Origin of the sequence: Pseudonocardia sp. ICBG1293 (genome assembly GCF_020131355.1) — a bacterium.
GTDB lineage: Bacteria > Actinomycetota > Actinomycetes > Mycobacteriales > Pseudonocardiaceae > Pseudonocardia.
In genome coordinates, this window is the sequence record NZ_JAHLEL010000085.1 from 117,039 (window position 1) to 143,109 (window position 26,071).

Here is a 26,071-nt window from a genome sequence, read left to right on the forward strand (position 1 = left end):
CGGACCTTTCGAAGGATCCGAGGCGGACCGGGGTTAAGGCCTCGAGGGTGGGCTCGCCTTGCGGGTGGTCAGGCCTTTGCGGCGTCGCGGGTCTGGATCGTCCTCCAGGAGGATGCTGACGCCTGTCGAATCCTCGGAGTGTTTCGCGATAGCGCGACTGCTGATGAATTTATGATGCGAAAAGGCCGAGACTTTCCTGAATCAACATTCTCCTGCGGTGAATATGAAATTGGGTGGACCGAAGATCAGGGGTCGTGGCGGTATCGCGGCGCCGATTGAGGAGTTCTCGGTGGTGTGATGCATGCGTGCTCGGCGGGGGAAGTCCCCTGTTGGACTCCCTGACGGCTCAGTTGTCGTCGGTTGCTTCGGTGTCCTGGTCGGCTCGGGGGTGGCGTTCGCGGTCGACCAGTGCGGCGATCTGGGTGGCGATGCGGCGGTCGCGTTCGGTGGTGGCGTGTTGGTAGATCAGTGCGGCGCGCATGGTGCCGTGGCCCATGCGGTGCATGAGTTCGCGGGTGCTGGCGCCGGCGGTGGCGGCGAGATGGTTACCGGTATGGCGTAGGTCATGGAAGTGGAAGCCGGTGGGGAGCCCGGCCTTGGCCACGGTGGTGGGCCAGCCGGTCGCGCGGCCGAAGTTCCCGCGCCGCAGCATGCCGCCGCGCTGCCCGCAGAAGATCAGTCCGTCCGGCGAGGGGCTGGAGTAGGTGGCGGTGTGGGTGGCGAGGGTCTCGACGAGGAACGGTGGGAGTGCGATGGTGCGGATTCCGGCGGCGGATTTGGGTGGGCCGGGGCGGAGGCCGCCTCGGCTGAGTTGGGCCAGGCGGCGTCGGACGTGGAGGGTGGCGGTGTCCAGGTCGAGGTCGCAGCGGCGTAGCCCGGCGAGTTCTCCCCAGCGCAGTCCGGTGAACGCTGCGGACAGGACCAGGGCGTGGAAGCGGGGTGGCATCGCGGCGGCGAGGTCGAAGACCTGGGTGATGGTGGCGGTGGGGCGTTCGGGGGTGCGGTGTTCCCCGGCGCCTTTGATGCGGCAGGGGTTACGTGTGATCCGGCCGTCGTCGACGGCGGTGGTGCAGATGGCGCGGACCAGGCGGTAGGCCTTCGCGGTGCGGTCTTCGGAACGGCCGGCGGCGAGCAGGGTGGTGCGCCAGGTGCGGATGACTGCGGTGGTCAGCTCGGCGAGGTCGACCGGGCCGAGGAACGGGTCGATGTGGTGGCGCCAGATGCTGCGGTACTCCTCGCGGGTGCGGGCGCTGAGGCGGTGTTCGGTGATCCACTGCTCCCCGAAGTCGTGGAAGGGCAGCTGGCCCAGGGCGGGGTCGAACCAGTCGCCGCGCAGGATGTCGCTTTCGACGAGGGTGAGCCATTGGGCGGCGTCGCCTTTGCGGTCGAAGGTTCCCGGGGCGGTGCGGCGTTGCCCGCTGTTGGTGGGGTAGCTGGCCTGGTAGCGCCCGGAGGGCAGGCGGCGGATGGAGCCGAACCGGCGGCGCCTTGTCTTCTTCGTCATCACCGCGCTCCTGGTCGGCGGGGGTGTACGCGGTGGGGGAACGGTTCGACCCGGTTTTGGGCGAGCCAGGCGTCGAGGTCGGTCACGGCGAAGCGCACATGCCGTCCGATGCGGTAGAACGCGATCCGTCGGGCTGCGACCAGGCGCCGTACGAAGCGTGGGGAGGTGTTCAGGTACTGGGCGGTCTCGGTCACGGTCAGGTACTGCGTCATCGTTGGCGGGCCTTGCTAGGCGGCCTGATCGACAGTTGCCGAACGATCACCAGGTGGTGTGTTGCTGACGGCGCGGAGGGCGGCATCGTAGTCGGCGCGCCATCGTTGGCGTTGGTGGATCGCGTGCAGGAGCAGGACGGTGCGGGACGGGACGTCGCTGTCGCCGGGTTGCGCGGGTTCCCAGTCGAAGGGGCCGTCATCGACCGGATAGGCGGGGGTGATCCCGGCCTGGTCGAGGAGTTGCCGAACAAAAGCTGTCCGGTCCGCACGGTGATCACCGAGGGACTTGTTGGACCATTTGCGGGAGACCAGGACGCGGCGTCCGGCGATGCCGAGGTGTTCGGGCTTGTGTGCTTTGCCGGTGCAGTGCCCGGGGGTCATCTCCGGGCGGGCGCCCTTCGGTTGGATGCCGTAGAGCAGCCAGATCGGGCAGCGCGGCGAACACGGGGTCTGTGCCAACTCGGCGGCGAGGCGGCGGGCGTGCTCCCGCTGACGAGACGTCGCGGACTCGTCGAGTCCGGCGGCCTGACCGACACTTTTGGTCAAATATTTGGTGAGGTAGCCGATGTGGCGTCCGGCTTCTTCGGTGCCGCCGAGGATGCCCTTCACATGCACCTGCGGGCCGAAGACCACGGTGTGGGCGGGCGTGGTGAGCGTGTCGGGGTCGGTGGCCTCGTCCCAGGTGGGCAGGGGCTCGCGGGTGTCGGGGTCGACGAAGGCTTTCTGTCGGTGGTCCCAGCGGGGGAGCTTCTCCCCGGTGTAGACGATCTCGTTGTGGGTGGGCCACCAGACCTGGTGGTAGGTGGCGGCGGTGATCGCGCGCAGTTCGGTGCGGGGGATGGTGCCCCGGATCGCGGCGTGGAAGTGCGGGGCGCCGCGTTTCTGGGGTTCCACGGTGCCGAAGTACTGCACGTCCCAGCCGACACACCGGCGGGTGTTCTGCCAGAACCGGTCCAGCAGCCTCGGGAAGTGGATCGCATCCCGGGCGGCGCGGCGGTAGTCGTAGGTATCGGGGTCCAGAGCGGCGCCGTGGCCGTCGACACGGCCGTAGGTGTCCAGGGTCAAGGTGAGGAAGGTCGAGGGCCGGTACTTGCCGCCGAACACCCGTCCGATCGTGCGGTCGGCCACCGGGCGCCGGGGAAGATTCGGGGCGTCCTGACGACGACGGGTAGTACGGCGGACAGTCTGGGGTCGCGGGTCGAGCGGTGCCAACCGTCCCCGGACACCGAGGGCTCGTAGCTCGGTGTCGATGTCCTCGACGATCTCGCGGATCTCGGCGCACTCAGCATCATCACCGGCGGCGAGGGAATCGGTGTAGGCGACGTGGAAGTCCGCGCGGGCGGCCATCAACTCCTTCTGCGCGGTAGTGGGATCAGCAGGGGTGACGGCGGGTTCGGTAGACAGGTGCCAGCCTTCGCGGCACTGGGTCATCCGCAGCCGTCGGGCCTTCTCCGCGCACGGGCGGCACTGGTCTTCCCGCGTTGACCCACACGGCACCGGCACCACATCGACCCGACCACTGGACTGGTCGATCCGGCGCATCGCCAGCGGACGCACACACACCCCGTGGTCCTCAGCCAGTTGGACCGCGACGTCGTCGGACAGGGCCAGCATCGCCTTCTGGACGCGGCTGAGCGTGTCCTGGTCGATCGGCTCCCGCCCCGTCGCGCTGTCGGTGTCGGCGTTGGTCATGCTGCATCCCCGATCTCGCGGTGGTTGACGGTCGGGTCGGGCAGGGCCAGCACCGGCGCCACCCCGGTCCCCGACACGGTGCGGGTGACGAAGACCTCCAGGTCTTTCACCGCGCCGTCAGACACCCACCCGGCCCGGACACGCAGGGGTTCACGGATGCCGTCGCCGAACAGATAGCCGACCCCGGCCTCGTCTTCACCGATCCGGTTGGCCCACGCACCCCGCTCATAAGAGGTCGTTTCAGAACGACTTGTCGAGTTTCCATTGACCCCTCGACGACAGATCAAACGGCAGGTCAGATAGCCGCTTGTCGTCTACAACAGACACGTCGACCTCGTTCTGAAATGACCTCTAAGAGGTCGTTTCAGAAGTCGGCGTGTCGGTCCTGTGTGGATCGGCGCTGGTAGCTGATCATGTCCGGTCGTGGCGCGGCGATCTTGTGTCGAGCGATTGGTGAGCGACGAGCTGTGGGCGCTGGTGGAGCCGCTGCTGCCCAAGCCGCGCAAGCACAAGCGGGGACGGACAGGCCGTCCGCGGGTGCCGGATCGGGCCGCTCTGGCCGGGATCGTGTTCGTGCTCAAGACCGGGATCAGCTGGAACGCGCTGCCCGCCGAGCTCGGCTGTGGGTCCGGAGTGACCTGCTGGCGGCGGCTACGGCAGTGGCAGCAGGCCGGGGTCTGGGCCCAGCTGCACCGGGTGATGCTCGACCGCCTCGCCCAGCAGGGCCTGCTGGACTGGTCGCGGGCGGCGGTGGACAGCGTGAGCGTGCGGGCCAAGCGCCGCGGCGAGGCCACCGGGCCCTCGCCGACCGATCGCGGGAAGGCGGGCAGCAAGTACCACGTGCTCTGCGACCGAGGCGGGCTCCCGCTGCATGCGCTGGTCACCGGGGCGAACACCCACGACAGTCGGATGCTCGCCCCGCTGCTGGACACCAACCCCGGCGTCCGCGAACGGGCGGGACAGCCGGGGCGTCCGCGACGTCGGCCGGACAAGGTGCACGCCGACAAGGGCTACGACTATCCCCGCTGCCGCCGCTACCTGAGTGGGCGTGGGATCGGGGTGCGGATCGCCCGGCGCGGGATCGAGGACTCCACCCGGCTCGGGCGGGTCCGCTGGGTCGTCGAGCGCACCATGTCCTGGCTGCTGGACTTCCGCCGCCTCGCGCTGCGCTACGACCGCGCCGAATCCACGATCACCGCGCTGTTATCGCTGGCCTGCGCCCTGATCTGCCACCGCCGCCTCACCAAGCCGAAGCCGAAGCCGAAGTGATGGTCGACCCAGCCCTCGCTGAGGCACTCGCCTACGAGGTCGGGGCCAGCGGCCGCCAGGCCAGCCACTCCAAGGCCCGGTCGGCCTCGTCAGGGTCGAAGCGGTGCGGGTCGAACGGCCCGCCCGCCCACTCCAGGCGCTCGGCGCGGTCGGGATGGTCAGGGTCGGCGAGCACGGCCTGGAAGTCCTCATACCCCCCGATCCCGCCGACGTCCTCGGGCGGGCACGCCCCCTGCCCGGCGACGCATCGCGGATAGCACACTCCCGGCTCGACGGCCGCGACCGCCTCGACGGTGATCTCGTGGGCCCAGTTGTCACCGAAGTCGTAGACGTAACCGAACCGGTCACCAGCCTTGACCAGCCGAAACAGCTTCTCTTTCGTCTCGTCGGCGACATCCTGTCCGGGCCAGTCCGGGTCTGGGATCCCGTAGCGGCGCCCGACGATCTCGAACTCGTGCAGATGAGAGTTCGTCCAGCCCATCACTGACTGCACCACCTCGTGTAACACCGCCAAGTCGACCTCGCCCGGCACCTGCACCCGACGCCGGACCGCCGGCACCACCTCGGTCAGGACGATCTCCAACTCGAAAATCTTCGTCTTCTCAGACACACGAGGCGCGACCATCAGCCGATGCTGCCAGCCCCGCCGTCACCGGCAGAACCGGGCCCACCACTTCTGAAACGACGTCTTAGAGGTCGCGCGGATTGGTTGGTGATCATGGACGTCGTGCAGGTCGGGCGTTCCAGCGGTGTGTGGTCCAGGCCTGCCGAATCAAGCTACGGAGTGTGACGATCGTGTCGGCGAGGTCGAAGAACGCGTCGACGACGATTTCTCGTCGTTCGTAGCAGCGCTGCAGCCGGTTGAAGCTGTTGTGCCAAGCGTTGGTCCGCTCGACGTGCCAGCGGCGGGTGGCCTGGATCGGCGCTTTCTCACCCTTGTGCGCGATCTCGCCGTGCAGGCCTCGTTCGGCCAGCGTGTCGCGGGTCTTGCCGGAGTCATAGCCGGCGTCGAGGTGCACGGTGATGTCGTCGGGCAGCGGGCCGAGAGCATCGAGGCGGTCGAGGGTGGGGCCCAGTAGCGGGGAGTCGTGCCGGTTGGCTCCGGCCAGGACTCGGCCCAGCGGGATGCCGTATCCCTCGACGAGCACCGAACGTTTCATACCCTGTTTGCGCCGGTCCACCGGCGACGGACCGGCGACCTCGCCGCCGCCGGGGGCCTTGGTGATGGCGCCATCGACGGCGATGTCGTGCAGCAGCAGACCGACGATGCGGTCGTAGGCGTCCAGGACGATCCGACGCAGCTGGGCGAAGACCCCGAGCCTGATCCACTCGTCACGACGATCGCGGATGGTGGTCGCCGAGCAGGTGCTGTCAGCGATGCCCTCATACGAGCAGCCGAACCGCAGTACCTGCAGGAGCTTGTCGAACACGATCCGATCCGCGATCCGGCGGCGATGGCAGCCCAGCGGATGGGTGGGATCGAACTCGTCTCGATGAGGCAGCAGCGCGGTGAACTGGTCCCACAACGGCTCGGTCAGCCATGATGGCAGGGTGGGCACGCGGCCTCCAGACGATCACGAAGCGTAGATAACTTCATGATCGGCAGGCCCGTACCCGCCCTCGCCCCCAGACACTCGACCGCGGCCAAGCTGTGACCAATCCGCGCGACCTCTAAGAGGTCATTTCAGAACGAGGTCGACGTGTCTGTTGTAGACGACAAGCGGCTATCTGACCTGCCGTTTGATCTGTCGTCGAGGGGTCAATGGAAACTCGACAAGTCGTTCTGAAACGACCTCTAAGCCTGATCGCCGAGCACCATCGACACATGGCTCTTGGAGGCGACGCGCAGGCAGATCCGGCGGGGGAACAACTCCCGCACCGGGACGGTGTCCTTCGTCGGTTCCTGGACATAGCCGCGCACGGTGTAGCCCAGGGCGCGGCCCTGGGTGGTCAACAAGGCGACGCGGTCGGTGATCGCCTCGCGGGTCTTGCGGTCCCCGCCGTAACGCAGCAGGGCACCGATCTCGTCGAACTCCACAATCTCCAACGGCGTCTCCGTGGTGATCGGGACCAGTCGGGTCGCCCCGGCGTGCTCGCGCTTGCGGGCCTCCATGCTCTCGACAAGATCATCGAGGAGGGCGAGGGCGTCGCGGGAGGTGACGGCGTAGCGGTGGAACACCGCTCGCCCGTAGGCCAACTCCATGCCTTTCGGGTCGATCCCGTTGACCCGGACCAGGCCGTCACGGATCGCCGGGGCCACCGACACCAGCGGCGCCCACATCAGCGACCCCTTGCCCGCGCCGGTGGCCCCCGCGGCCAGGGTGTGCCCGCCGATCAGCGACTGGTGCCAGTCGGTGCCGTACTCGGTACGACCCGACCACACCCGCGACAAGTCCACCGCCAACCCGTCCAGATCAGATACAGCGCCGAGACTCGGGGCGCGGACGACCCCGGACAGCAGGTTGCGGCGCTGGAAATCGATCGACACCACATTCGGTGCGAGTTCGCGGACCTGACAACGCTGCACCCCCCGTGCCACGGCCAGGGCACGGGTGGCGGTGTCGAAGGACTCCGGGGTTTGCCCCGGCACCAGCCGGACCCGGACCTCGTCCCACGACGGCCCCGAGCGCACCCCGAGGATCCGGGGAAGCTGATCGGCCACCGGCCGCGACCGGGACAGGGCCGGGGTACGACGCAACAGATTCACCGCCGCGATCGGTGCCCCCACCCGGTCGGGGACCGTGAGGTTGCAGGAGCGCAGCCAGCGGGGCATCCGAGGCGCATAGACCGTCCAGCGCAGCCACCAGGCACGAAGGCGCTGCCCGGCATAGCGATCGAACGACACCACCGACAACCACCGCCACACCCCCAGCGCGACAGCGACCGCCGCGATGGTGATCACGAGTGAGGGCCACCCGAGCAGCGAGCACCACACCACAGCGGCCGCAGCGGTGATCGTGGTGCGCCAATGCCGAACCACCCACACGCTGACGATCACGGCGATCTTGCAGGTCAGCCACACCGTGACGAACACGACCGCGACCGTGGCCAGGGTCTCGGCGATCCGGCCGAGGAACTGCCCCAGCCAATGCAACGCGGCCAGCACCAGCACCGTCGCCAGACCGGCAACAACGAGAGAACCTGTCGTGCTCATCGACGGTCTCCGTCCTGTTCCGGGGAACGACGCGGAGCACACACGACCGGCACCGAGACCAACGCGAGCTGCCCACGATGATCACCACACCGCCGCACCCCCTCACCAGACGTCTCGTTCAGCGGGGTCAGGCACACCTCGCACCACACCGCGCCCGGTCCGTCGTCAACGTTCGTGGTCGTGTCGGTGCTCATGCCGCAGCGCTCCCCGGCGCGGAAGAAGCAGGGGGCGCGGTCCGGCGGGCTGCAACACGAGCGGTGCGGTGCAGCCGCCGTCGCTCCTGTGGGGTGGTGGCGCCGACGACGCCGTAGCGGCGGGCCGGGTCTTCGACCAGCAGCGCCTCGACCAGGCACATGCTGCGAACCCGGCAACCACGACACACCCCCAGCGCAGGCTCGGCCGCGGGCGGACCGGTGTCGGTGGGGAAGAACAACTCGGTGTCCATCCCCCGACACGCCGCCTCGGCCCGCCACCGATGGCGTTCAGCTGAGCTTCCCCCGGTTTGCCGGAGTGCGGGTTACCTGTCGGCGTCGCGCTGGGCGCGACGATAGTCGTCTTCGTACTCGTCGGGTGAGAGCCCTCCGAGGCGGGCCTGGATCCGGCGCGGGTTGTACCAGCCGTCGAGGTAGCGGATCAGCGCATGCTCGGCCTCGCAGCGGGTCGCGAAGCCCGTCCCGGGCCAGTAGAGCAGCTCGATCTTGAGCGTGGACCACAGGTTCTCGGCGAGGGCGTTGTCATAGCTGTCCCCTGTGGACCCTGTCGACGGGGCGACACCCGCGTCGACCAGGCGCTGAGTGAATCGCAGTGCCGTGTATTGGGCCCCCTTGTCGCTGTGAAAGATCAACTGACCGGGACGCAGGCTCCGGGAGCGCAGCGCGTGGTTGAGCGCGGTCAGCACCAGCACCGTCGTGGCTCGCGGGTCGGTGGCCCAGCCGACGACCCGGTTGGAGAACGCGTCCCGCACCGAGGCCAGCCACAACACGCCCTCACCGGTGACGATGCGAGTCAGGTCCGCCACCCACACCCGGTTGGGCGCGGTCGCGGTGAAGTCGCGTTCGAGCAGGTCCGGCGCCGGGCGGTGGGCCGGATTCTGCCGGGTCGAGCCGCCCTTCCAGCCGCGACGCAGGTGCGCGCCCTGAAGGCCGTGCTCGCGCATGATCCGAGCGACGCGCTTGCGCCCGACGTGCACGCCCTGGCGGCGCAGCTCCAGCCACACCCGCGGGGATCCGTAGGTGGTGGCGAACTCGCTCACCGAGCGGATCTTCACGATCTGCTCAAGCAGGACGGCGTCGTCGAGCTGCCGCTGAGAGGGGTTCGCGCGGCGGGCGCGCCAGTCGTAGTAGGTCGAGGCCGCGATGTTCAGGACCCGTAGTACGAGACCGGCGGGGAAATCATGGGCATCGACGAAGCTCATGATTTCCTCCGGGTCGGGCCGATCTCGCTGGCGAAATAGGCGCTCGCCGCGCGCAGGACCTCGTTGACCCGCCGCAGCTCAGCGTTCTCCCGCGCGAGCCGGCGGTTCTCGGCGAGCATGTCGGTCGACGGCCGATCATGGCGCTCGCCGGTGTCTGCCTCGGCCTGACGGACCCAGTTGCGCAGGGCCTCGTGATGCACCCCGAGCTGCTCGGCGAGCCCCCGGAACGTCGGGCGAGGGTCGGACTCCCGATACAGCCGAACCGCTCGTTCGCGCAGCTCATCGGGGTACTTTTTCGGTGCGGGCACCAGTGCCTTCCTTCCTGGCCCTCAAGATCGAACCAGTGTTCAGACACTCCGGCAAAGCGGGGGAACCTCACATCACCCATCGTCACCGCGAACTTGTTACTGCGTGCCATGTCAACTCCTCTGTCGTTCAGTCTCTGCGTCCAGCTGCAAGCTCTACGCGAGGCTAGCAGTTGATAGGTTAGCATGTCAACTGAATTGCTATGACTCCTTGAGGGGCCGCTGACCAGCGGCGACTCGCGGCACGTTGGTAGGATTTCTGTGCCCCGCGCGAGCTGGGGTGCAAGTGGAGGGCCGAGCGGCTAGGGCGCGTCTCCTAACCCGGCTGGTCGGGCCTGCGCGATGATCAGTAGGTGTCGCGCCGTGCCGTCCTGACCGATGCCCAGTGGGACCGACTCGAGCCGTTACTGCCCTCGTCGGACGGGATGCCAGGGCGCCCGTTCGCCGATCACCGCAGAGTGATCGAGGGGATCATCTACCGGTTCCGCTGCGGGCGGGCCTGGCGTGATGTCCCGGTCGAGTTCGGGCTGTGGCAGACCCTATGGAAACGCCACCGCCGCTACTGCGGTGACGGCACCTGGGACCAGGTTCTCGCAGCTCTGCTCGCCGATGCCGACTCCGCCGGTCTCGTGGACTGGGCCGTGTCGGTCGACTCGACGATCATCCGCGCTCACCAACACGCCGCGACCCTGCAGCGGGACACAGGGGGCCGGATCGAACTACAAGAATCTGCTGATCGAGCCGCCCGATCACGCGTTGGGCCGCTCCCGCGGAGGGCTCGGCACGGAGATCCACCAGCTCGTTGACGGACACGGCCGCCCGCTGGTCGTACTGGTCGGCCCTGGCCAGGCCGGTGACGCCCCGATGTTCGCGCACCTGATGTCACATCTGCGCGTCGGACGGGTCGGTCCGGGCCGACCGCGGACCCGGCCCGAGCGGGTCCGCGCAGATAAGAGGTCGTTTCAGAACGACTTGTCGAGTTTCCATTGACCCCTCGACGACAGATCAAACGGCAGGTCAGATAGCCGCTTGTCGTCTACAACAGACACGTCGACCTCGTTCTGAAATGACCTCTTAGGAGACACGCCCTAGTGTTGCGGTAACTAGGTTACTTTACTCACGGGCTGGTTTACGGGATCATGAGCTGTGCCGTTGACTGTGACCGTGGACGTTCCGGCCGCCGACCGCGAGGTGTTGGAGTCCTGGCTGCGTTCCTCGTCGGTTTCGGCGGGACTGGCCCGACGGGGCAGGATCGTGTTGCTGGCCGCGGACGGGGTGGCGGTCAAGGACATCGTCACACTGGTCGGGGCGTCGAAGGCGACGGTGATCGGGTGGAAGAAGCGTTACGCCGCTGAGGGGATCGCCGGGCTGGCCGACCGGCCCAAGGCGGGCCGGCCGCCGGTGATCGACGAGGTCGCGGTCGTGCTCGCCACGCTGGAACCGCCGCCTGAGCGGCTCGGAGTCACGCACTGGTCGTCACGGCTGCTCGGTGCCGAGCTCGGGATCTCCCACGTGTGGATCGGCAAGATTTGGCGGCGGTGGGGGCTGCAGCCGTGGAAGTCCGAGACGTTCAAGTTCTCCACCGATCCCGAGCTCGAAGCCAAGGTCCGCGACATCGTCGGGTTGTATCTGAACCCGCCGGACAAGGCCGTCGTGCTCTGCGTCGACGAGAAATCCCAGGTCCAGGCCCTGGACCGGACAGCGCCGATCCTGCCGATCATGCCCGGTATCCCGGAGAAACGGACGCATGACTACGTCCGTCACGGCACCACCACGCTGTTCGCGGCGTTAGAGGTCGCGACCGGGCGGGTCGAGCAGGCGTGCCTGCCGCGGCATCGCCATCAGGAGTTCCTGCGGTTCCTCAAGCAGGTCGCGAAGGCCTACCCGCGGCGCAAGCTGCACCTGGTGGTGGACAACTACGCGACCCACAAGCACCCCGCAGTGAAGGCCTGGCTGGCCCGCAACCCGCGGATCACCCTGCACTTCACCCCGACCTCGGGATCGTGGCTGAACATGGTCGAGGTCTTTTTCGGGGTCATCACCCGCCAGGCCATTCGCCGTGGCAGCTTCGGCAGCGTCAGAGAACTGATCGGCGCGATCGGCCGGTTCATCGACGGCTGGAACGAACGCTGCCACCCGTTCATCTGGACCAAACCCGCAGACCACCTACTCAACCACTGCCGACCCGGTCAAAGAACATCGTTTACGCGACACTAGTACTCCAGCCGCACTTCGTTAGCTGAGCTGTCTTCGTCGTCGATAGTGGCTTTCGCGGGCTCGGTGTTGGTGGCGACGTCGCCAGGTCGACCAGGCCCAGCACGGCGCCTGGGTGGGAATGTGGATCAGAGGTGCCAGGAGACGTCGGATCTCGGCGAGGGTGAGCGGGATGAGCCCGTGATCAGGTCTTTTGGGGCGATCGCCGCGGTGACCGAGAGGTAGGCGTGGGCGAGAATAGCCAGGGTGACGTGGCGGTACCAGGCGTCGTAACGCCGCACTTGATAGTGGTCGAGCCCGACCTCGTTCTTCGCGGTCTGGAAGCACTCCTCGATCGCCCACCGCGGGCCGGCGACGCGGATGAGATCGTCGTCGGTGGTGCCGGGCGGGCCGGCGCACAGGTAGTAGGCCAGATCGGGCTCCTCGCCGGCGGAGAGCTGTGTGTCGGTGAGGATCTGACGTCGGACCAGTAGCCATCGGCCCCATCCGGCCGGGGCGTTCTCGGGCGGATACAGCGAGGCCACGGCCCAGTCGTAGAAGCGTTCTCCCTTCACACCCGGACCGGCTGAGCGGCGCTTCCACGCCCGTCCGGGAGCGCGGGCGACCAGGTCGTCGGCCCGTCGTGAGCCGCTGATCTGACAGATGTCGGCGTCCAGGGACAACGGGACGGACTGGCTGCGCGGAACCGCGACGACGTAGCCGATCCGGCGCTGCTCGCACCAGGTGCGGAACTTGTAGTCCTGCCCGTATGCCTCGTCCGCGGTCACCCATCCTGCGGGAACCCCGGCATCGAGGGCACGGCCGAGCATTTCCTTGGCCAGCGTGGCCTTGGTGGCGAACTCGATCTCCTCAGGCACCGCCGCGGCTCGGCAGCGTTCCCGATCACCGGTCCAGGACTTGGGCAGGTAGAGCTCGCGGTCGATCAACGTCCGGCCCTTGCTCGTGGCATAGGCACAGAAGACTCCGAGCTGGCAGTTCTCCACCCGCCCGGCAGTGCCCGAGTACTGGCGCTGCACCCCCGCCGACTTCGTCCCCTTCTTCAGGAACCCGGTCTCATCGACGATCAGCACCCCACCGGACTCGCCGAGGTGCTCGACGACGTAATCCCGCAGGTCATCACGGACACCGTCGACATCCCAGGTCGCGGAGTTGAGCAGCCGCTGCATCCCATCCGGAGTCGTGTCACCGGCGACCTCGGCCAGCGTCCACCCGTTCTTCCCCGCCAACGGCGCCAACAACCCCCGCACATACGCCCGCGCCCGACGCCGCGGTTCCGTCCGGAAGAACCGGCCCGCCACCAGCCCGAACAGCCCATCCAGGCCACCGGCCCACGCCTCGAGATCCTCCTCCACCTGCACAAGATCGAAGCTTAGCGCACATCAACATCACAAACTGCGGCTGGAGTACTAGGCCTGCCGACCACGACCTCCGACGAGCCGAGTCAGACCGGGCGGCGCGGTGCTCCCCATCGCGCCGCCCGGCCACGTGAAGGGACACCCATGTCCGCAGCGGTGCTGGACAAGACCGACTACGAGCGTCCGGCGATTGATGGTTATCGGAGTCGACGGGTCGTGGGTCGGGTTGTCCAGCGGTAGCGGCTGCGGGCACGGTTGATCAGCCGGCGGATCACGGTGAGCGCGGCGGCGAGGTTGAGGTAGAACTCGACGATGATCTTCCGGCGATCGGTGAACCGGCGCAGCTTGCCGTAGCCGTTCATCCAGGAGTGCGTGCGCTCGATGGGCCACCGTCGTCCTGCCTGGATCGGCGCCGGGACCCCCGTGGTCGCGATCTCGCCGGTGAAGCCCAGGGTGTGCAGCAGAGTACGGGTCTTGCCGGAGTCATAGCCGCGGTCCAGGTGCACGGTCGGGAACAGATCACCACCGTGGGCGTCGCGGTGGCGGGGCAGCGGGCCGATCATCGTCACGATGCCGGTCAAGGTCGGTTCCAGCAGGGGCGAGTCATGGTCGTTGGCTCGCGCCGCGACCAGGTGCAGCGGGATGCCCTGGTCATCGCAGGCCACGGACCGTTTCGTGCCCTGCTTGCCGCGGCCGACAGGGCTGCGGCCGGCCACCTCGCCTCCGCCTGGTGCCTTGGTGATCGATCCGTCGACCGCCAGATCGTCAAGATCCAGGCCGAGTATCTGGTCGTAACCGGCCAGCGCGGTGCGGAGCAGTTCCTCGCTGACTCCCGCGGTGGCCCAGTCATCGAGACGGCGGCGGATGGTGCGGTCCGAGCAACCCGGCGTGGCGATGCGTTCGTAGCCACTACCGTGCACCAGAGCGGCAACGACGTGGTCGAACACGACCCGATCAGAGATCCGGCGACGGTGACAGCCCCACGGATGGGTCGGGTCGAACTCGGGCCGGTCAGACCCGATCAGAGCGGCGAACTCGCCCCACAAGGGCTCGATCAGAGATGCTGGCAGCAGAGGCACGGACTCTCCACACGATCATCAGGACATCAGCAATCCCATGATCACTTGCAGGTCCGTGTCTCTACCAACACCGACACACGGCCACCTCTACTGCCGGACGCTCTAAGAGGTCATTTCAGAACGAGGTCGACGTGTCTGTTGTAGACGACAAGCGGCTATCTGACCTGCCGTTTGATCTGTCGTCGAGGGGTCAATGGAAACTCGACAAGTCGTTCTGAAACGACCTCTAAGGCCTACTCCTCACGCGCCATCCGCGCCCACCTGCGCAGACGACGGATCGTCGCGGTCATCCCGGAGCCGGCTGACCAGCAGGGACACCGGAAACGACGCGGCACACGCGGCGGCCGACCACCGGCGTTCGACCGGGTCGACTACCGCGGCCGCAACGTCGTCGAACGCGGGTTCTGCGAGGTCAAGCAGTGGCGCGGCCTCGCGACCCGCTACGACAAACTCGCCCTGACCTTCCGCGGCGGAGTTGCACTGAAGGCCATCGTCACCTGGTTGCGCACTTTAGAGGTCGTTTCAGAACGACTTGTCGAGTTTCCATTGACCCCTCGACGACAGATCAAACGGCAGGTCAGATAGCCGCTTGTCGTCTACAACAGACACGTCGACCTCGTTCTGAAATGACCTCTTAGGAGACACGCCCTAGACCTCGACCATGACCCCGACGCCCGACCCGGCCACGCAGGACCTGCTCGACCGCATCGACCGCTTCGCCGCCGACGAGCTGGCCCCGCTCGAACGCGAGCACCCGCAGTTCTTCGACCACCGCCGCGAGTTCGCCCGCACCGACCTCGACCACGGCGGGGTCCCGGCGCGGGAGTGGGAGGAGCTGCTGACCGAGATGACGCGGCGCGCGGACCGGGCCGGGCTGTACCGGTTCGCGCTGCCCGCCGCACTCGGCGGCGCCGACGGGGCGAACCTCGCGATGGCGCAGGTCCGCGAGCACCTTGCGGCCGGCCCGGTCGGGCTGCACAGCGACCTGCAGTCCGAGACGAGCTGCGTCGGGAACTTCCCACTGGTGGAGCTGCTGTGGCGGGCGGGCACCGCCGAGCAGCGCGGCTGGATCGAGCCGCTGGTCCGGCGCGAGGTGAGCGGCGGGTTCGGGCTGACCGAGCCCGGCCACGGCAGCGCCGCGACCTGGATGGGGACCCGCGCGGTGCGCCGTGACGGCGGCTGGGTGATCGACGGGGCGAAGCGGTTCAACACCGGCATGCACCGCCCGGGGATCGACGTCGTCTTCGCCCGCACCGGCGGCGAGCCCGGCGACGCCCGCGGCATCACCGCGTTCGTCGTCCCGACCGACACACCCGGGTTCCGGGTCGAGCGGCACGCCTGGACGATGGCCATGCCGACCGACCACTCCGACGTGACCCTCGACGGCGTCCGCGTCCCGGACTCCGCGGTGCTCGGCGAGCCGGGCGCCGGGCTCGACCTCGCGTTGCTGTTCGTGCACGAGAACCGCATCCGCCAGGCCGCGTCCAGCCTCGGCGCGGCCCGGTTCTGCATCGACGCGGCGGTGACCTACGCCCGCGAGCGGGAGGTCTTCGGGCGCGCGCTGGCGTCGAACCAGGCGGTCCAGTGGCCCCTGGTCGAGCTGCACACCGAGGCCACCCTGGTGCGCGCGCTGGTCCGGGCGACCGCGGCGGCGATGGACACCGACGGGAAGGTCGCGCTGTCGGAGCAGGTGTCGATGTGCAATCTGCGGGCCAACCGGCTCGCCTGCGAGGCCGCCGACCGGGCGATGCAGGTGCACGGCGGGCTCGGCTACACCCGCGACGTGCCGTTCGAGCACATCTACCGCCACCACCGCCGGTACCGCATCACCGAGGGCACCGAGGAGATCCAGGTCCGCACCATCGCCCGCGAGCTGTTCGGCTTCGGCCGGCGGGCGGGCACGTCGTGAGCGGGCCGGACCCCGATGCGCTCGCGCGGTGGCTGGGCGACCGGGTCGAGGTCACCGGGCCGCTGCGGGTCCACCGGATCGGCGACGGCCAGTCCAACGTCACCAGCCTGGTCACCGACGCGGCCGGTCGCGCGTGGGTCCTGCGCCACCGCCCGGCCGGGGCGGCCGCCGACGACGCGCTGCGGGAGGCCGGGGTCCTGCGCGGGCTGGCCGGCGGACCGGTCCCGGTCCCGGCCGTCGTCGCGTCGGGATCCGGTGTCGACGGCGTGCCGGGTGATGTCTTCGTGATGGAGCGGTCGCCGGGCGCGGTCCTGGCCCGGGAGGTCGATGCCGACGCGCTGCCCGTGCCGCAGCGGCGCGCGCTGACCGCTGACGTGGTCGCGGTGCTGGCCCGGCTGCACGGCGTCGACCCGGGGCGGATCGGGCCGGTCCGCGGCGACGCCGACGAGCTGTTCGCGCGCCGGGTCCGGCGCACCGCCCGCAACTGGGAGGCCTGGGCGGGGTCGGCGCGCGAAAGCGTCGACGCGGCCTGGAGGGAGGCCCACCGGCGGATCGCCGCCGCGCCGCCGCGGGCCCAGCGGCTCGCCGTCGTCCACGGGGACTACCGGCTCGCGAACCTGCTCGTCGACGGCGGCCGGGTCACCGCCGTCCTGGACTGGGAGCTGTGCACCCACGGCGACCCGCTGGTCGACCTCGCCTGGCTCCTCGACGACTGGCGCGGCCCCGGCGAGCCCGCCGTCGCGATCCCGAGCCCGACCCGGGCCGGCGGCTTCGGCGACCGCGCGGAGCTCGCGGCCGACTACGCCGCCCGCACCGGCCTGGACCTGTCCGGGCTGGACCGCTACCGGGCGCTGACCCACTGGACGGCGGCGACGCTGCTGCAGGGGGTGCTGGTCCGGCGGCGGTCCGGAGTGCTCGGGGGGCACGGGGTGATCGACCCGGTCGCGGTGGAGCGGTCGGTCCGCGACCTGGTCGACGGCGCCCTCAGCCTGCTGCCGGGGACCGCGTCGGGGACCCGATCCGCGCCCCGACCTGGTGCAGCACGCTCGCCAGGTCCCAGTAGTCGTCGTGCGAGGTGAGCAGGCCGTCGTCGTCGTAGGTGCCGACGGCGACGCCCGGCACCGAGAACCGGGCGCCCGCCACGTCGACGAGCTCCCCGGACCGCAGCCGCAGCGGCCCGCGGACCGTGCCCGACCACGCCCACCGCGAGGTGAGCCGCCCGTCGCCGGCCCAGGTCTCGCCGAACTCGATGTGCGAGTCCGGGGCGAAGACGAGCATGAACCGGTGTAACCGGGCGATCTCGTCGCGGCCGCGGTAGGTGCCGTCGAGCGCGATGTCGCGGTACACGCCGTCCGGGGCGAAGAAGGACAGCAGCGCGTCCGGGGCGGCGGTCCACGCGGCGCCGTAGGCCGAGGCGAAGGCCGGGTCGGCCGGGTGCGGGGTGCTCACGGCCGGACCAGCCGCTCGGTGGCCTTGCTGGTGCCCGAACGCAGCCGGTCCAGACCCTCGGCGATCCGCCGGGTGAACAGCCCGCGCTGGAGCAGGTCGTGGGTGACCCGCAGCTCGTAGGCGGTGGCGGCGACGTGGTCCATGTGCGACGCGCGCAGCGCGACCTCCTTGAGCACCGTGGTCAGCTCGCTGCCGTGCTCGGCGATCTGCGTCGCCAGGGTCAGGGCCGACTCGCGCAGCGTCCCCACCGGCACGACCTCGTCGACGAGGCCGCAGCGCAGCGCCTCCTGGGCGTCGATCGGGTCGCCGGTGAAGAACATCCGGCGGGCCCGCTGCGTGTTCGTCCTGCGCAGGATCGCGTGGTAGAAGCCGTTCATCGCGTACTTGACCTGCGTCGATCCGAACGCGGCGTTCTCCGAGGCGATGGTGATGTCGCACATGTTGGCCAGGTCCATGCCGTAGCCGGGGGCGACGCCGGCGACCGCCGCCACGGTGGGCTTGCGGTAGTCGTAGATCGTGACCATCAGCTTGTGGGCCAGGTCGGTGAACCGGGTCCGGTCGTCGCCGGTGGTGTCCTGCAGGACGTCGAGCGCCCAGCCGGCGCAGAAGAAGTCCTCGTTGCCGATGAGCAGGACGCAGGCGACGTCGTCGTCCTCGGCCCAGGCCGCGAGCGCGGCGACGATCTCCTCGTGCAGCTCCCAGCCCAGCGCGTTGCGCTTCTCCGGGTGGTCGAGCTGCAGGATGCCGACCCCGTTCTCGACGGAGGTCCTCAGGTAGCGGTACTCGGTCACGCGTGTCCTTCCAGGGTCGCCCGCCGCGCTCAGCAGCAGGCCTCGGTTCCGGGTCGGGTGGCGCCGGTCCCGCGGGCCGCGTCGCAGGCGGCGGCGAGGGAGTCGGCGGTGGCGGTGGGGTGGTCGGGCGGGCGACCGGCGAAGTCGGTCACCCCGGCCCAGTGCGTGGCGACGTCGGCCGGTCCGGGCGGCCGGCCGTCGGGGCCGGCGAGGCGGACGCCGTGCGAGCGCTCCCAGCGCAGCACCGAGGCCCAGCCGCCGCCGGTCTCGACGACCTCGCCGGTCAGCGGGCACGACGGCAGTGCCAGGGCGACGACGACCGGGGCGACGTCGGCGGCCCGCAGCGCCTGCGCGGGACGGTCGCGGAAGACCTCCTCGGTCATCGAGGTCAGCGCCATCGGGGCGACGGCGTTGACCCGGATCCCGAACCGGTCGCCCTCGGCGGCCAGCGTCCGGGCCAGCCCGAGGACCCCGGCCTTCGCCGCGGCGTAGGCGGCCTGGCCGGGGTTGCCGTGCAGCCCGGCGCCCGACGTGGTCAGCACGATCGCCCCGCCCCGGAGTCGCAGGTGCGGCCAGGCCGCGGAGCAGGCCGTCCAGCTGCCACGCAGGTGCACGTCGACGACGGCGTCCCAGTCGTCGTCGGTGAGCCGGGAGACCGCGCGGTCGCGGGTCGCCCCGGCGTTGACGACGAGCACGTCGAGCCGGCCGAGCGCGCCGACGGTGTCGGCGACCAGGGCGCGTCCGTCACGGGCGTCGCCGGTCAGCGGGTGCGCGCGGCCGCCGCCGGAGCGGATCCGCGCGACGACGGCGCCCGCCGCGTCGGCGGTGCGGGCGTGCACGGCGACCGTGGCACCGGCCGCGGCCAGCGCGGTCGCGTACGCCGCGCCCAGCCCCCGGCCGGCGCCGGTGACCAGCGCGACCGTGCCCTCGGCGAACCGGGCGGTGTCCGTCGTGCTCACGCGGGCGCCGTGCGTCGGGCGCGCCAGAGGTCGAGGTCGGGCAGCCCCGCCAGGGTGTGCTTGCGGATCTTGCCGGTTGCGGTGACCGGGATGTCGGCGACGACGTGCCACTCGACGGGGGTCTTCGCCCGTGCCAGCCGCTGCCCGGCGACGTGGTCGAGCAGCGGGTAGACGCCGGCGGCGCGGGCGTCGTCGTCGAGGACCACCCAGGCGCCGACGGCCTCCCCGAGACGCTCGTCGGGCACGGCGGTGACCGCGACCCGCCGGACCCCGGGGGCCGAGGCGATCGCCAGCTCGATGTCCATCGTGGAGAACTTCTCGCCGCCCCGGTTCACGATGTCCTTGGTGCGCCCGACGATCTGGACCCAGCCCTCGTCGTCGACCCGGCCGACGTCGCCGGGGGAGAACCAGCCGTCGTCGTCGACCTGCTCGGCGGTGACGACCGGGTCGGTGTAGCACTCCAGCAGCTGGGGGCCGCGGATCCGCAGCCTGCCGACGGTGCCGGGCGGGACGGGCGCCCCGTCCTCGTCGACGACGGTCATCTCCATCCCGCGCAGCAGCCGACCGTCCCAGGCCCGCCTGCGCTCCAGCGGGTCGTCCGCGGCGGCGATCGCGAGGACGCCCGCGGTCTCGGTCATCCCGTAGGCCCGCACCACCCGTACACCCGCCTCGGACGCCCGGTCGACGATCTCCGGGGCGATCGCGGCGCCCGCACAGGCGTAGGTGTCGAGCCGGTGGCCCTCGGGCCGGGTCCGGTAGCGCTCGACGAGGTCGGCGACGAACACGGTCGCGCCCATCATCAGCGTGACCCGCTCGGCCTCGATGAGCTCGACGGCGTCGTCGGGTCGCCAGCCGGACATCACCACCGAGCGGCCGCCCAGGAAGACTGGGAACACCACGGCCGCGACGAAGCCGCCCAGGTGCGACAGCGGCGTCGCGGCGAGGGTGACCGTGTGCTCCCCGGCGCCGAGCGCGTCGCGGAAGTTGACCAGGTGCGCGACGACGGCGCGGTGCGACAGCAGCGCCCCCTTCGGTGCCGCGGTGGTCCCGGAGGTGTAGAGCAGCAGTGCCGGGTCGGCGGGCCCGCGGGTGACCGTGAGCGGCTCGTCGACGGCCGTCGCCGCGTCGGGGACCGCGACCCAGCCGGGGCGCCCGCCGCCGACGAGGTAGCGCACCACCGGGTCCAGGCCCGCCTCGTCGAGCAGTCCGTCGAGCTCGGCGGCCGGGTCGCGCGGGCCGAGCGCGTCGACGGTGCACACCGCCGCGGGGCGGCAGTCGGCGACGATCTGGCGCATCTCGTGCTCGCGGTAGATCGGGATGACGGGCACGTCCACCGCACCCGCCCGGAACGCCGCGACCTGCACCGCGAGCGCCTCGAGCCGGTTGGGCAGCTGGACCAGGACCCGGTCGCACGGGGCCACGCCGCGCCGGACGAGGTCCTGGGCGATCGCGCGGGTCCAGCGCTCGAACTCGCCGTAGCCCACGCGGCGGCCCTCGAAGCAGAACAGCTCCCGCTCGGGGTGGCGGGCGGCCGCCGCGGGGACCAGGTCGGCCAGTGTGGTCGCGGTCCACAGACCCGACGCGCGGTAGCCGGCGTACCGGTAGGCGGTGCTGGCGGAGGGGGTGGCAGTCGTCATCGACGTGCTCCTACGGCTCGAACCGACGTGATCCGTCACCGTATCTAGTGACGGATCACTCGGTCAGGGTCCGAACGGCCGATCAACGGCGGCGGAGGCGACCGAACGCCTCGCCGATGCGCTCCAGCACCTCGGGGTGGCGGATGACCTCGCGGTAGGCGGAGGTCTCGAACGACAGCGCGCTGATCGGGTCCATCGTGGGCGAGCGCAGCGCCAGCTCCTTGTTGATCATCGCCGAGCGCGTGGTGGTGGCCGCGATCGACCGGGCCAGTCCGGTCGCGGCGCCGACCACGCCACCGGTGGGCACCAGGCGGTCGACCAGCCCGATCCGCAGCGCCTCCGCGGCGTCGATCCGGTCCCCGGAGAAGGTGAGCAGCTTGGCCTGGCTCAGCCCGACGATCTTCCACAACGGGGAGAAGTAGGGGGTCAGCCCGAACTTGATCTGCGGGAACCCGAACACGGCGTTCTCCGCGCCGATCCGGATGTCGCAGAACACGGCGATGTCGCAGCCGCCGCCCAGGGTCGGGCCCGCGCATGCGGCGATGGTGGGCTTGGCGTAGTCGAGCAGTGCGCCGTAGACCCGCAGGCACATGGCGGAGTACTCGTCGCGGGAGTCCTCGGTGAACGCCGACTGCAGGTCGAGGTCGAGGCCCGCGGAGAACGCCTCCTCGCCCCCGGTGATCACCACGGCGGCGACGTCGTCGTCGGCCCGCCACGCGTCGAGCTGGTCGCCCAGCGCGGCGAACAGCTCCAGGCTGAGCGCGTTGCGCCGGTGCATGCGGTTGAAGGTGATGGTGCCGACGCCGTCGGCGACGGTGGTGCGGACGGCCTCGTCGTCGGCCATGGGGGTACTCCTCGGGTACGGGGAACGGTGGGGGAGGGGCCGGGTCAGCGGGTGGCCGCGGGGCTGCGGCCCAGCAGCGACAGCAGGTAGGCGCCGCCGACGCGGTCCTCGCGGGGCGGGAGCGCGCCGAGCTGGCGCATCATCCCGGTGATCTCGTACTGGGCGAGGTAGGACGACAGCAGCCCGTCGGTGAACTCCAGGAAGATGTCGCAGCCGTAGGTGCTGAAGGTGGCGTCGGGGGCGAGCTTCGCCGGGCCGTGGCCGTACTGGCGGAACAGGCACAGGGCCCGGCCGTCCTCGGGGGCGGTGAAGGTCTGGACCTCGTCGAAGGCGACGTCGGGCATGACCTCCCAGATCCGGTCGACGTAGGCGCGCATGCCGTCGCGCCCGTCGATCACCTCCGGCCAGAAGACGGTGTCCTCCCAGCGGACGCCGGGGTGCAGGATCTCGAGCACCCGCTCGGTGTCGTGGGAGTTCCACGCCGCCAGCCAGCGGCGGGAGAAGTCACGCAGGAAGGCCTCGGTCTGTGGTGCCGGCACGGCGGCTCCTCATCGGTTCGGAGGCCCGCACCGGTGCGGGCCGCAGGACATCACCCTAGCGATGATTAACTATCGGCGGAAGTGCGCACCAGCTCGACGAACCGGGCGAGTAGCCGGTCCAGCGCGTCGACGTCGACCGGGCGGTGCAGGAGCTGGGCGCCGACGATCATCGACAGGCACAGTTCGGCCAGCTCGTCGGCGTCCGCGCCCGCCCCGGCCTCGACGACGGCGGCCCGGACCACCTCCCGGCGGCGGCGGTCGACCTCCCGCTGTGCCGCCGCGACGGCCGGGTCGCCGGTGCTCCAGACCCGGATCGCGGCCTCCGCATCGTGCGGGACCGTCCGGGCGAGCCGGCGCAGGAGTTCGAGTCGCTCCAGCGGCGCGAGCGGCGCCGCGGCCTCGCGGGCGATCTCCTCGGTCCGTGCGGCCCAGTGGTCCAGGAACTGCGTGACGAAGTCCGGCCAGTTGCGGAACCAGTTGTAGAACGACCCGCTCGACACCCCGAGGCGGCGGTGCAGGGCGGTCATCGACAGGTCGCGGGAGCCGGATCCGGACAGGATCTCGACGGCTGCCGCGTAGTAGTCCTCGCGGCCGACGTACTGCGGCACGGGCGGCTCCTCGGGTGCGGGTCGGGCGGGGCCAGCATCGCAGCCGCGCGCGGACCCTTCCGACATAGAGGCCTCTATGTTAACTTCCGCTAGATCACAGCCGCAGAGATGTCGAAGGAGACGTCATGGGTGGGTTCCGGTCGCCGGACGAGGTGCACGAGTTCCTGGGTGGGATCTTCGAGGAGGCGATGGCCGACCAGGCCATCGGACCGAAGCTGGCCGCGACCGGCATGAGCCTGCGGATGGACTACACCGATCCGGAGACGACGGTCCGCGTCGACTTCGCGACGAAGGAGATCACCACCGGTCCGGCGGCCGCGGTCGACTCCGACGCGACGCTGGCGATGAGCGCCGACACCGCCAACCAGTACTGGCAGGGCAAGGTCAGCCTGCCGCTGGCGATGGCGCGCGGGAAGATCACCGTCGGCGGCTCGGCGGCGCAGCTGCTGAAGCTCTCGCCGATCGCGAAGAGCCTCTACCCCCGTTACACGGCGATGCTCACCGACCGTGGACGCGCCGACCTGGTCGTGGGCTGACGTGGCCGGGCCCGCCGCGCCCGCGACCGGGCGCACCCACCACGACGTCGACATCTCGTCCGACGCGTTCTGGCGGCTGGCGCCGGAGGACCGCGAGCCCGCGTTCGCCCGCCTGCGGGCCGAGGCCCCGGTGTCCTGGCAGCGGCCGGTGCGCAGCCCGCTGATGGACGGCGACGACGGCTCGCCCGGCTACTGGGCGGTCGTACGGGCCGGGGACATCGCGACGGTGAGCCGCCGCGCCGACGTGTTCTCCTCGGCCACCGGTGGGGTCCTGGCGGAGGAGTTCCCCGAGGAGGTGCTGGAGATGGCCTCGTCGATCCTCACCATGGACGATCCCCGGCACCGCAGCGTCCGCAGACTGGTCAGCTCGGTGTTCACCCCGAAGCGGGTGCGGCTGATCGAGGAGCAGATCGCCCGGCAGGCTCGCGAGATCGTCGCGGACCTCGGGGACCGGGGCGAGGTCGAGCTGGTCTCCGCGGTGTCGGCGAGGCTGCCGATGTGGACGATCTCGGAGATGATCGGCATCCCGCCCGACCGCCGCGACGAGGTGGCCGCGGCCGCCGAGTCGATGGTCGCCTGGGGTGACGACGAGGGCACCGAGGGCTCCGATGCGGCGACGGTGATGCTCAACGGCATCGTCACGCTGCACGGTGCCTGCCAGGACGTCATCGACGCCCGGCGGGTGAGCCCCCGCGACGACCTGGTCTCGGCGCTGGTCGCCGCCGAGGTCGACGGCGAGCACCTCACCGACGACGACATCCGGTCGTTCTTCGTGCTGCTGTGCGTGGCCGGCAACGACACCACCAAGCAGACCACCACGCACACGGTCCGCGCTCTGATCGAGCACCCGGAGCAGCGGGAGTGGCTGTTCGCCGACTACGACGCCCGGATCGGGACGGCGGTCGAGGAGTTCGTGCGCTGGGCGAGCCCGGTGATGACGTTCCGCCGGACCGCGCTGGAGCGCTTCGAGCTGGGCGGACAGGTGATCGAGCCCGGGGACAGGGTCACGCTGTTCTACGGCTCGGGCAACCGCGACGAGCAGGTGTTCGAGCGGCCGCTGGAGTTCGATCTGTCCCGCACGCCGAACCCGCACGTGGCCTTCGGCGGCGGCGGGCCGCACTTCTGTCTCGGCTCGCACCTGGCGAAGGCCCAGCTGCGCTGGATCGTCCGCGAGCTCTACGACCGGCTGCCCGACCTGCGCGCCGACGGCGAGCCGGACCGGCTGGTCAGCACGTTCATCAACGGGATCCGACGGCAGCGGTGCGTGTTCACGCCGCGATGAGGCCCGCTGCGTGGCGGGCGGGGTCAGTCGCCGTCGCGCAGTACCGCCAGCGCGACCGCGGTGACCTTCGCGCGGACCGCCGGTCTGCCGTGCGCCGACGAGGTGAGCCGGGTCAGGTCGCTGACCGCCGACACCGCCGCCCGGACCCGCAGCCGCGCGGTCGGCTCGTCGAGGTCGAGGAAGTAGGCCAGCAGTGCCCGCGTCCAGTCGCGCAGCTCGGTCCGGACCGCGGCGGCGGTCCGTTCCCGGGCGTCGGGGGGCAGGTGGTGGAACTCCGAGACGTAGACGCCGAGCAGTGCGCGGTTGGCCAGGCAGAACCCCACGAAGCGGTCGACCAGCCCGGCGAGGTCGACCGAGCCGGGGTGGGCGCGCCGGGCGCGCTGCTCGGCCCGCAGCCGCTCCGAGCCCAGGTCGTAGGCGGCGCTCAGGATGTCGGCCTTGGTCGCGAAGTGGTGCAGCAGGCTCGGGCCCGCCATCCCGACCGCGGCGCCGATGTCGTCCAGGCTCACCCCGGCGTAGCCGCGGGTGTGGAACAACTCGACGGCATGGTCGACGATCTCCTGCGGCCGCGAGACGGCATCACCGTCCGGCGCGGCGGTGTCGTCGTCGGCCGGCGTGCCGCCCGGCGGATCCCCGGCGGGCGGGGTGGAGCGCAGGCAGGCCAGCGCGGCCGAGACCAGCACGGCGCGCACCTGGTCGCCGTCGAGGCTGGTACCGGTCGACGACGGGGTGGCCAGCACGCCCAGCGCCCCGGTCACCAGCACCCCTGCGGCGCGTTCGGTGAGCTCCGGGCGGTCGCGGCGCAGACGGTGAGACAGCAGCTCGAGCCGCCCGCGCAGCCGCTCCCGCACCGCCGCGCGGGTCTCCGGGCCCAGGAACCGGACCTCGCGCTGCAGCAGCGTCCACAGGTCGGGCCGCTCCAGCGCGACCCGGGTCAGCGCATCGACCAGGTTCTCCAGCGGACTCGCGAGGTGCTGTTCGACGGCCGCGGCGACCTCGTCGATCCCGCCGTCGAGGGCTGCGGCGAGCAGCGCCTCCTTGTTGTGGAAGTGCCGGTAGACCGCGGGACCGGTGAGCCCCACGTCCGCGGCCACGTCACCGAGGGACACCTGGTGATAGCCGACCAGATGGAACCGGGCGGCAGCGGTGCGGGCGAGCTGGGCGCGGCGCTCGGCGGCCTGCATCCGGCGCCGCGGTGCTGCATGCGGTGCGGCCACGTCCCACCCCCTCCGGCCGGGACGACTCTAGAAGACCCGGCACCGCCGGACCGTTGCCGGTCCGGCCCGCCCACACTATTTTATTCGTATTAGAATTCGTCG

General features: G+C 70.5%; 28 protein-coding genes and 2 pseudogenes. 9 read left to right on the plus strand and 21 right to left on the minus strand.

Features of this window, described 5'->3' with window-relative positions:
* Nucleotides 1-346: 346 nt before the first annotated feature.
* The 4 genes and pseudogenes from KPF47_RS37160 to KPF47_RS37175 all read right to left on the minus strand — a co-directional run.
* Entirely contained in the window at nt 347-1,504 is a 1,158-nt protein-coding gene (locus KPF47_RS37160) for a site-specific integrase (protein ID WP_224393029.1), read from the minus strand.
* Nucleotides 1,504-1,716: a helix-turn-helix domain-containing protein gene (locus tag KPF47_RS37165; protein ID WP_224393030.1), complete on the minus strand. Its 213-nt coding sequence runs from the start codon at nt 1,714-1,716 to the stop codon at nt 1,504-1,506. Before KPF47_RS37165 ends, KPF47_RS37160 begins: the two co-directional genes overlap by 1 nt.
* Before the next feature lie 15 nt (nt 1,717-1,731).
* Complete coding sequence (locus KPF47_RS37170; RefSeq protein WP_224393031.1) at nt 1,732-3,408, minus strand: replication initiator; 1,677 nt, start codon at nt 3,406-3,408, stop codon at nt 1,732-1,734.
* Nucleotides 3,405-3,641, minus strand: a pseudogene (locus tag KPF47_RS37175) (cell division protein FtsK); the annotation flags it as partial. The gene KPF47_RS37170 and the pseudogene KPF47_RS37175, both read right to left, overlap by 4 nt.
* Before the next feature lie 190 nt (nt 3,642-3,831).
* On the opposite strand from KPF47_RS37175, the gene KPF47_RS37180 reads away from it, so the two are divergent.
* Nucleotides 3,832-4,677: an IS5 family transposase gene (locus tag KPF47_RS37180; protein ID WP_224386179.1), complete on the plus strand. Its 846-nt coding sequence runs from the start codon at nt 3,832-3,834 to the stop codon at nt 4,675-4,677.
* A gap of 31 nt (nt 4,678-4,708) precedes the next feature.
* Here KPF47_RS37180 and KPF47_RS37185 read toward each other — a convergent pair whose 3' ends face one another.
* The 6 genes and pseudogenes from KPF47_RS37185 to KPF47_RS37210 form a co-directional block, all read right to left on the minus strand.
* Nucleotides 4,709-5,302 carry a plasmid pRiA4b ORF-3 family protein gene (locus tag KPF47_RS37185; RefSeq protein ID WP_224386178.1) on the minus strand — a complete coding sequence of 198 codons (594 nt, stop codon included), beginning with the start codon at nt 5,300-5,302 and terminating at the stop codon, nt 4,709-4,711.
* A 91-nt stretch (nt 5,303-5,393) separates the two neighbouring features.
* Nucleotides 5,394-6,236, minus strand: a complete 843-nt coding sequence (locus KPF47_RS37190; RefSeq protein WP_224386276.1) for an IS5 family transposase — start codon at nt 6,234-6,236, stop codon at nt 5,394-5,396.
* Between the two features lie 236 nt (nt 6,237-6,472).
* Nucleotides 6,473-7,831, minus strand: a complete 1,359-nt coding sequence (locus tag KPF47_RS37195) for an FtsK/SpoIIIE domain-containing protein (RefSeq protein ID WP_224393032.1) — start codon at nt 7,829-7,831, stop codon at nt 6,473-6,475.
* A 190-nt stretch (nt 7,832-8,021) separates the two neighbouring features.
* A pseudogene (locus tag KPF47_RS37200) lies at nt 8,022-8,291 on the minus strand (WhiB family transcriptional regulator); the annotation flags it as partial.
* 57 nt (nt 8,292-8,348) lie between these two features.
* Nucleotides 8,349-9,245 (minus strand): IS3 family transposase, encoded by an 897-nt coding sequence (locus KPF47_RS37205; protein ID WP_224388541.1) that lies wholly within the window; start codon nt 9,243-9,245, stop codon nt 8,349-8,351.
* Nucleotides 9,242-9,553 carry a transposase gene (locus tag KPF47_RS37210; RefSeq protein ID WP_224388530.1) on the minus strand — a complete coding sequence of 104 codons (312 nt, stop codon included), beginning with the start codon at nt 9,551-9,553 and terminating at the stop codon, nt 9,242-9,244. Before KPF47_RS37210 ends, KPF47_RS37205 begins: the two co-directional genes overlap by 4 nt.
* 350 nt (nt 9,554-9,903) lie before the next feature.
* Here KPF47_RS37210 and KPF47_RS37215 point away from each other — a divergent pair, with 350 nt between their 5' ends.
* Both KPF47_RS37215 and KPF47_RS37220 read left to right on the plus strand, forming a co-directional pair.
* On the plus strand, nt 9,904-10,356 hold the full coding sequence (locus KPF47_RS37215; protein ID WP_224390964.1) for an IS5 family transposase: 453 nt from the start codon (nt 9,904-9,906) through the stop codon (nt 10,354-10,356).
* On the plus strand, nt 10,307-10,540 hold the full coding sequence (locus KPF47_RS37220; RefSeq protein ID WP_224393002.1) for a hypothetical protein: 234 nt from the start codon (nt 10,307-10,309) through the stop codon (nt 10,538-10,540). The genes KPF47_RS37215 and KPF47_RS37220 overlap by 50 nt, the downstream gene beginning before the upstream one ends.
* On the opposite strand, the gene KPF47_RS39625 is transcribed toward KPF47_RS37220, so the two are convergent.
* Nucleotides 10,513-10,635 (minus strand): hypothetical protein, encoded by a 123-nt coding sequence (locus KPF47_RS39625; RefSeq protein ID WP_255659617.1) that lies wholly within the window; start codon nt 10,633-10,635, stop codon nt 10,513-10,515. The genes KPF47_RS37220 and KPF47_RS39625 overlap by 28 nt on opposite strands.
* Nucleotides 10,636-10,702: 67 nt before the next feature.
* Between KPF47_RS39625 and KPF47_RS37225 the strand changes: the two genes are divergently transcribed.
* Nucleotides 10,703-11,767, plus strand: a complete 1,065-nt coding sequence (locus KPF47_RS37225) for an IS630 family transposase (protein WP_255658826.1) — start codon at nt 10,703-10,705, stop codon at nt 11,765-11,767.
* Between the two features lie 125 nt (nt 11,768-11,892).
* On the opposite strand, the gene KPF47_RS37230 is transcribed toward KPF47_RS37225, so the two are convergent.
* Nucleotides 11,893-13,116 carry an IS701 family transposase gene (locus KPF47_RS37230; RefSeq protein WP_374108788.1) on the minus strand — a complete coding sequence of 408 codons (1,224 nt, stop codon included), beginning with the start codon at nt 13,114-13,116 and terminating at the stop codon, nt 11,893-11,895.
* A gap of 200 nt (nt 13,117-13,316) precedes the next feature.
* Entirely contained in the window at nt 13,317-14,198 is an 882-nt protein-coding gene (locus tag KPF47_RS37235; RefSeq protein WP_224386601.1) for an IS5 family transposase, read from the minus strand.
* A 171-nt stretch (nt 14,199-14,369) separates the two neighbouring features.
* On the opposite strand from KPF47_RS37235, the gene KPF47_RS41350 reads away from it, so the two are divergent.
* From KPF47_RS41350 to KPF47_RS37250, 3 genes are all read left to right on the plus strand, one after another.
* Complete coding sequence (locus tag KPF47_RS41350; protein WP_374108950.1) at nt 14,370-14,783, plus strand: transposase; 414 nt, start codon at nt 14,370-14,372, stop codon at nt 14,781-14,783.
* Between the two features lie 76 nt (nt 14,784-14,859).
* Nucleotides 14,860-16,107: an acyl-CoA dehydrogenase family protein gene (locus KPF47_RS37245; RefSeq protein WP_224393037.1), complete on the plus strand. Its 1,248-nt coding sequence runs from the start codon at nt 14,860-14,862 to the stop codon at nt 16,105-16,107.
* A complete protein-coding gene (locus KPF47_RS37250; RefSeq protein ID WP_224393038.1) occupies nt 16,104-17,186 on the plus strand; it encodes a phosphotransferase family protein in 1,083 nt (360 codons plus the stop codon). The genes KPF47_RS37245 and KPF47_RS37250 overlap by 4 nt, the downstream gene beginning before the upstream one ends.
* Here KPF47_RS37250 and KPF47_RS37255 read toward each other — a convergent pair.
* The 7 genes from KPF47_RS37255 to KPF47_RS37285 all read right to left on the minus strand — a co-directional run bounded on the left by KPF47_RS37255 (nt 17,092) and on the right by KPF47_RS37285 (nt 22,934).
* The gene (locus KPF47_RS37255; RefSeq protein WP_224393039.1) at nt 17,092-17,556 is read right to left on the minus strand and encodes a nuclear transport factor 2 family protein; all 465 of its coding nucleotides are present in this window, start codon (nt 17,554-17,556) and stop codon (nt 17,092-17,094) included. The two genes, KPF47_RS37250 and KPF47_RS37255, sit on opposite strands and share 95 nt — an antisense overlap.
* The gene (locus tag KPF47_RS37260; RefSeq protein WP_224393040.1) at nt 17,553-18,347 is read right to left on the minus strand and encodes an enoyl-CoA hydratase/isomerase family protein; all 795 of its coding nucleotides are present in this window, start codon (nt 18,345-18,347) and stop codon (nt 17,553-17,555) included. Before KPF47_RS37260 ends, KPF47_RS37255 begins: the two co-directional genes overlap by 4 nt.
* 29 nt (nt 18,348-18,376) lie before the next feature.
* On the minus strand, nt 18,377-19,306 hold the full coding sequence (locus tag KPF47_RS37265) for an SDR family NAD(P)-dependent oxidoreductase (protein WP_224393041.1): 930 nt from the start codon (nt 19,304-19,306) through the stop codon (nt 18,377-18,379).
* Nucleotides 19,303-20,943, minus strand: a complete 1,641-nt coding sequence (locus KPF47_RS37270; protein ID WP_224393042.1) for a class I adenylate-forming enzyme family protein — start codon at nt 20,941-20,943, stop codon at nt 19,303-19,305. Before KPF47_RS37270 ends, KPF47_RS37265 begins: the two co-directional genes overlap by 4 nt.
* 82 nt (nt 20,944-21,025) lie before the next feature.
* Nucleotides 21,026-21,787: an enoyl-CoA hydratase/isomerase family protein gene (locus KPF47_RS37275; RefSeq protein ID WP_224393043.1), complete on the minus strand. Its 762-nt coding sequence runs from the start codon at nt 21,785-21,787 to the stop codon at nt 21,026-21,028.
* A 44-nt stretch (nt 21,788-21,831) separates the two neighbouring features.
* Nucleotides 21,832-22,326, minus strand: a complete 495-nt coding sequence (locus KPF47_RS37280; RefSeq protein WP_224393044.1) for a nuclear transport factor 2 family protein — start codon at nt 22,324-22,326, stop codon at nt 21,832-21,834.
* Nucleotides 22,327-22,391: 65 nt separating this feature from the next.
* Entirely contained in the window at nt 22,392-22,934 is a 543-nt protein-coding gene (locus tag KPF47_RS37285; RefSeq protein WP_224393045.1) for a TetR/AcrR family transcriptional regulator, read from the minus strand.
* Nucleotides 22,935-23,059: 125 nt separating this feature from the next.
* Here KPF47_RS37285 and KPF47_RS37290 point away from each other — a divergent pair, with 125 nt between their 5' ends.
* Both KPF47_RS37290 and KPF47_RS37295 read left to right on the plus strand, forming a co-directional pair.
* Nucleotides 23,060-23,470, plus strand: coding sequence for an SCP2 sterol-binding domain-containing protein (locus KPF47_RS37290; protein WP_224393046.1), 411 nt, complete (start codon nt 23,060-23,062; stop codon nt 23,468-23,470).
* A 1-nt stretch (nt 23,471) separates the two neighbouring features.
* Nucleotides 23,472-24,752: a cytochrome P450 gene (locus KPF47_RS37295; protein ID WP_224393047.1), complete on the plus strand. Its 1,281-nt coding sequence runs from the start codon at nt 23,472-23,474 to the stop codon at nt 24,750-24,752.
* 23 nt (nt 24,753-24,775) lie between these two features.
* On the opposite strand, the gene KPF47_RS37300 is transcribed toward KPF47_RS37295, so the two are convergent.
* The gene (locus tag KPF47_RS37300; protein WP_224393048.1) at nt 24,776-25,969 is read right to left on the minus strand and encodes a TetR/AcrR family transcriptional regulator; all 1,194 of its coding nucleotides are present in this window, start codon (nt 25,967-25,969) and stop codon (nt 24,776-24,778) included.
* Between the last annotated feature and the right edge of the window lie 102 nt (nt 25,970-26,071).

What these genes read in the sequence shown, in the direction of transcription:
- KPF47_RS37270 (WP_224393042.1), bottom strand. Translation starts at nt 20,943, where the DNA reads ATGACGACTGCCACCCCCTCCGCCAGCACCGCCTACCGGTACGCCGGC.
- KPF47_RS37170 (WP_224393031.1), bottom strand. Translation starts at nt 3,408, where the DNA reads ATGACCAACGCCGACACCGACAGCGCGACGGGGCGGGAGCCGATCGAC.
- KPF47_RS37245 (WP_224393037.1), top strand. Translation starts at nt 14,860, where the DNA reads ATGACCCCGACGCCCGACCCGGCCACGCAGGACCTGCTCGACCGCATC.
- KPF47_RS37290 (WP_224393046.1), top strand. Translation starts at nt 23,060, where the DNA reads ATGGGTGGGTTCCGGTCGCCGGACGAGGTGCACGAGTTCCTGGGTGGG.
- KPF47_RS37165 (WP_224393030.1), bottom strand. Translation starts at nt 1,716, where the DNA reads ATGACGCAGTACCTGACCGTGACCGAGACCGCCCAGTACCTGAACACC.
- KPF47_RS37275 (WP_224393043.1), bottom strand. Translation starts at nt 21,787, where the DNA reads ATGGCCGACGACGAGGCCGTCCGCACCACCGTCGCCGACGGCGTCGGC.
- KPF47_RS37195 (WP_224393032.1), bottom strand. Translation starts at nt 7,831, where the DNA reads ATGAGCACGACAGGTTCTCTCGTTGTTGCCGGTCTGGCGACGGTGCTG.
- KPF47_RS37205 (WP_224388541.1), bottom strand. Translation starts at nt 9,245, where the DNA reads ATGAGCTTCGTCGATGCCCATGATTTCCCCGCCGGTCTCGTACTACGG.
- KPF47_RS37185 (WP_224386178.1), bottom strand. Translation starts at nt 5,302, where the DNA reads ATGGTCGCGCCTCGTGTGTCTGAGAAGACGAAGATTTTCGAGTTGGAG.
- KPF47_RS37160 (WP_224393029.1), bottom strand. Translation starts at nt 1,504, where the DNA reads ATGACGAAGAAGACAAGGCGCCGCCGGTTCGGCTCCATCCGCCGCCTG.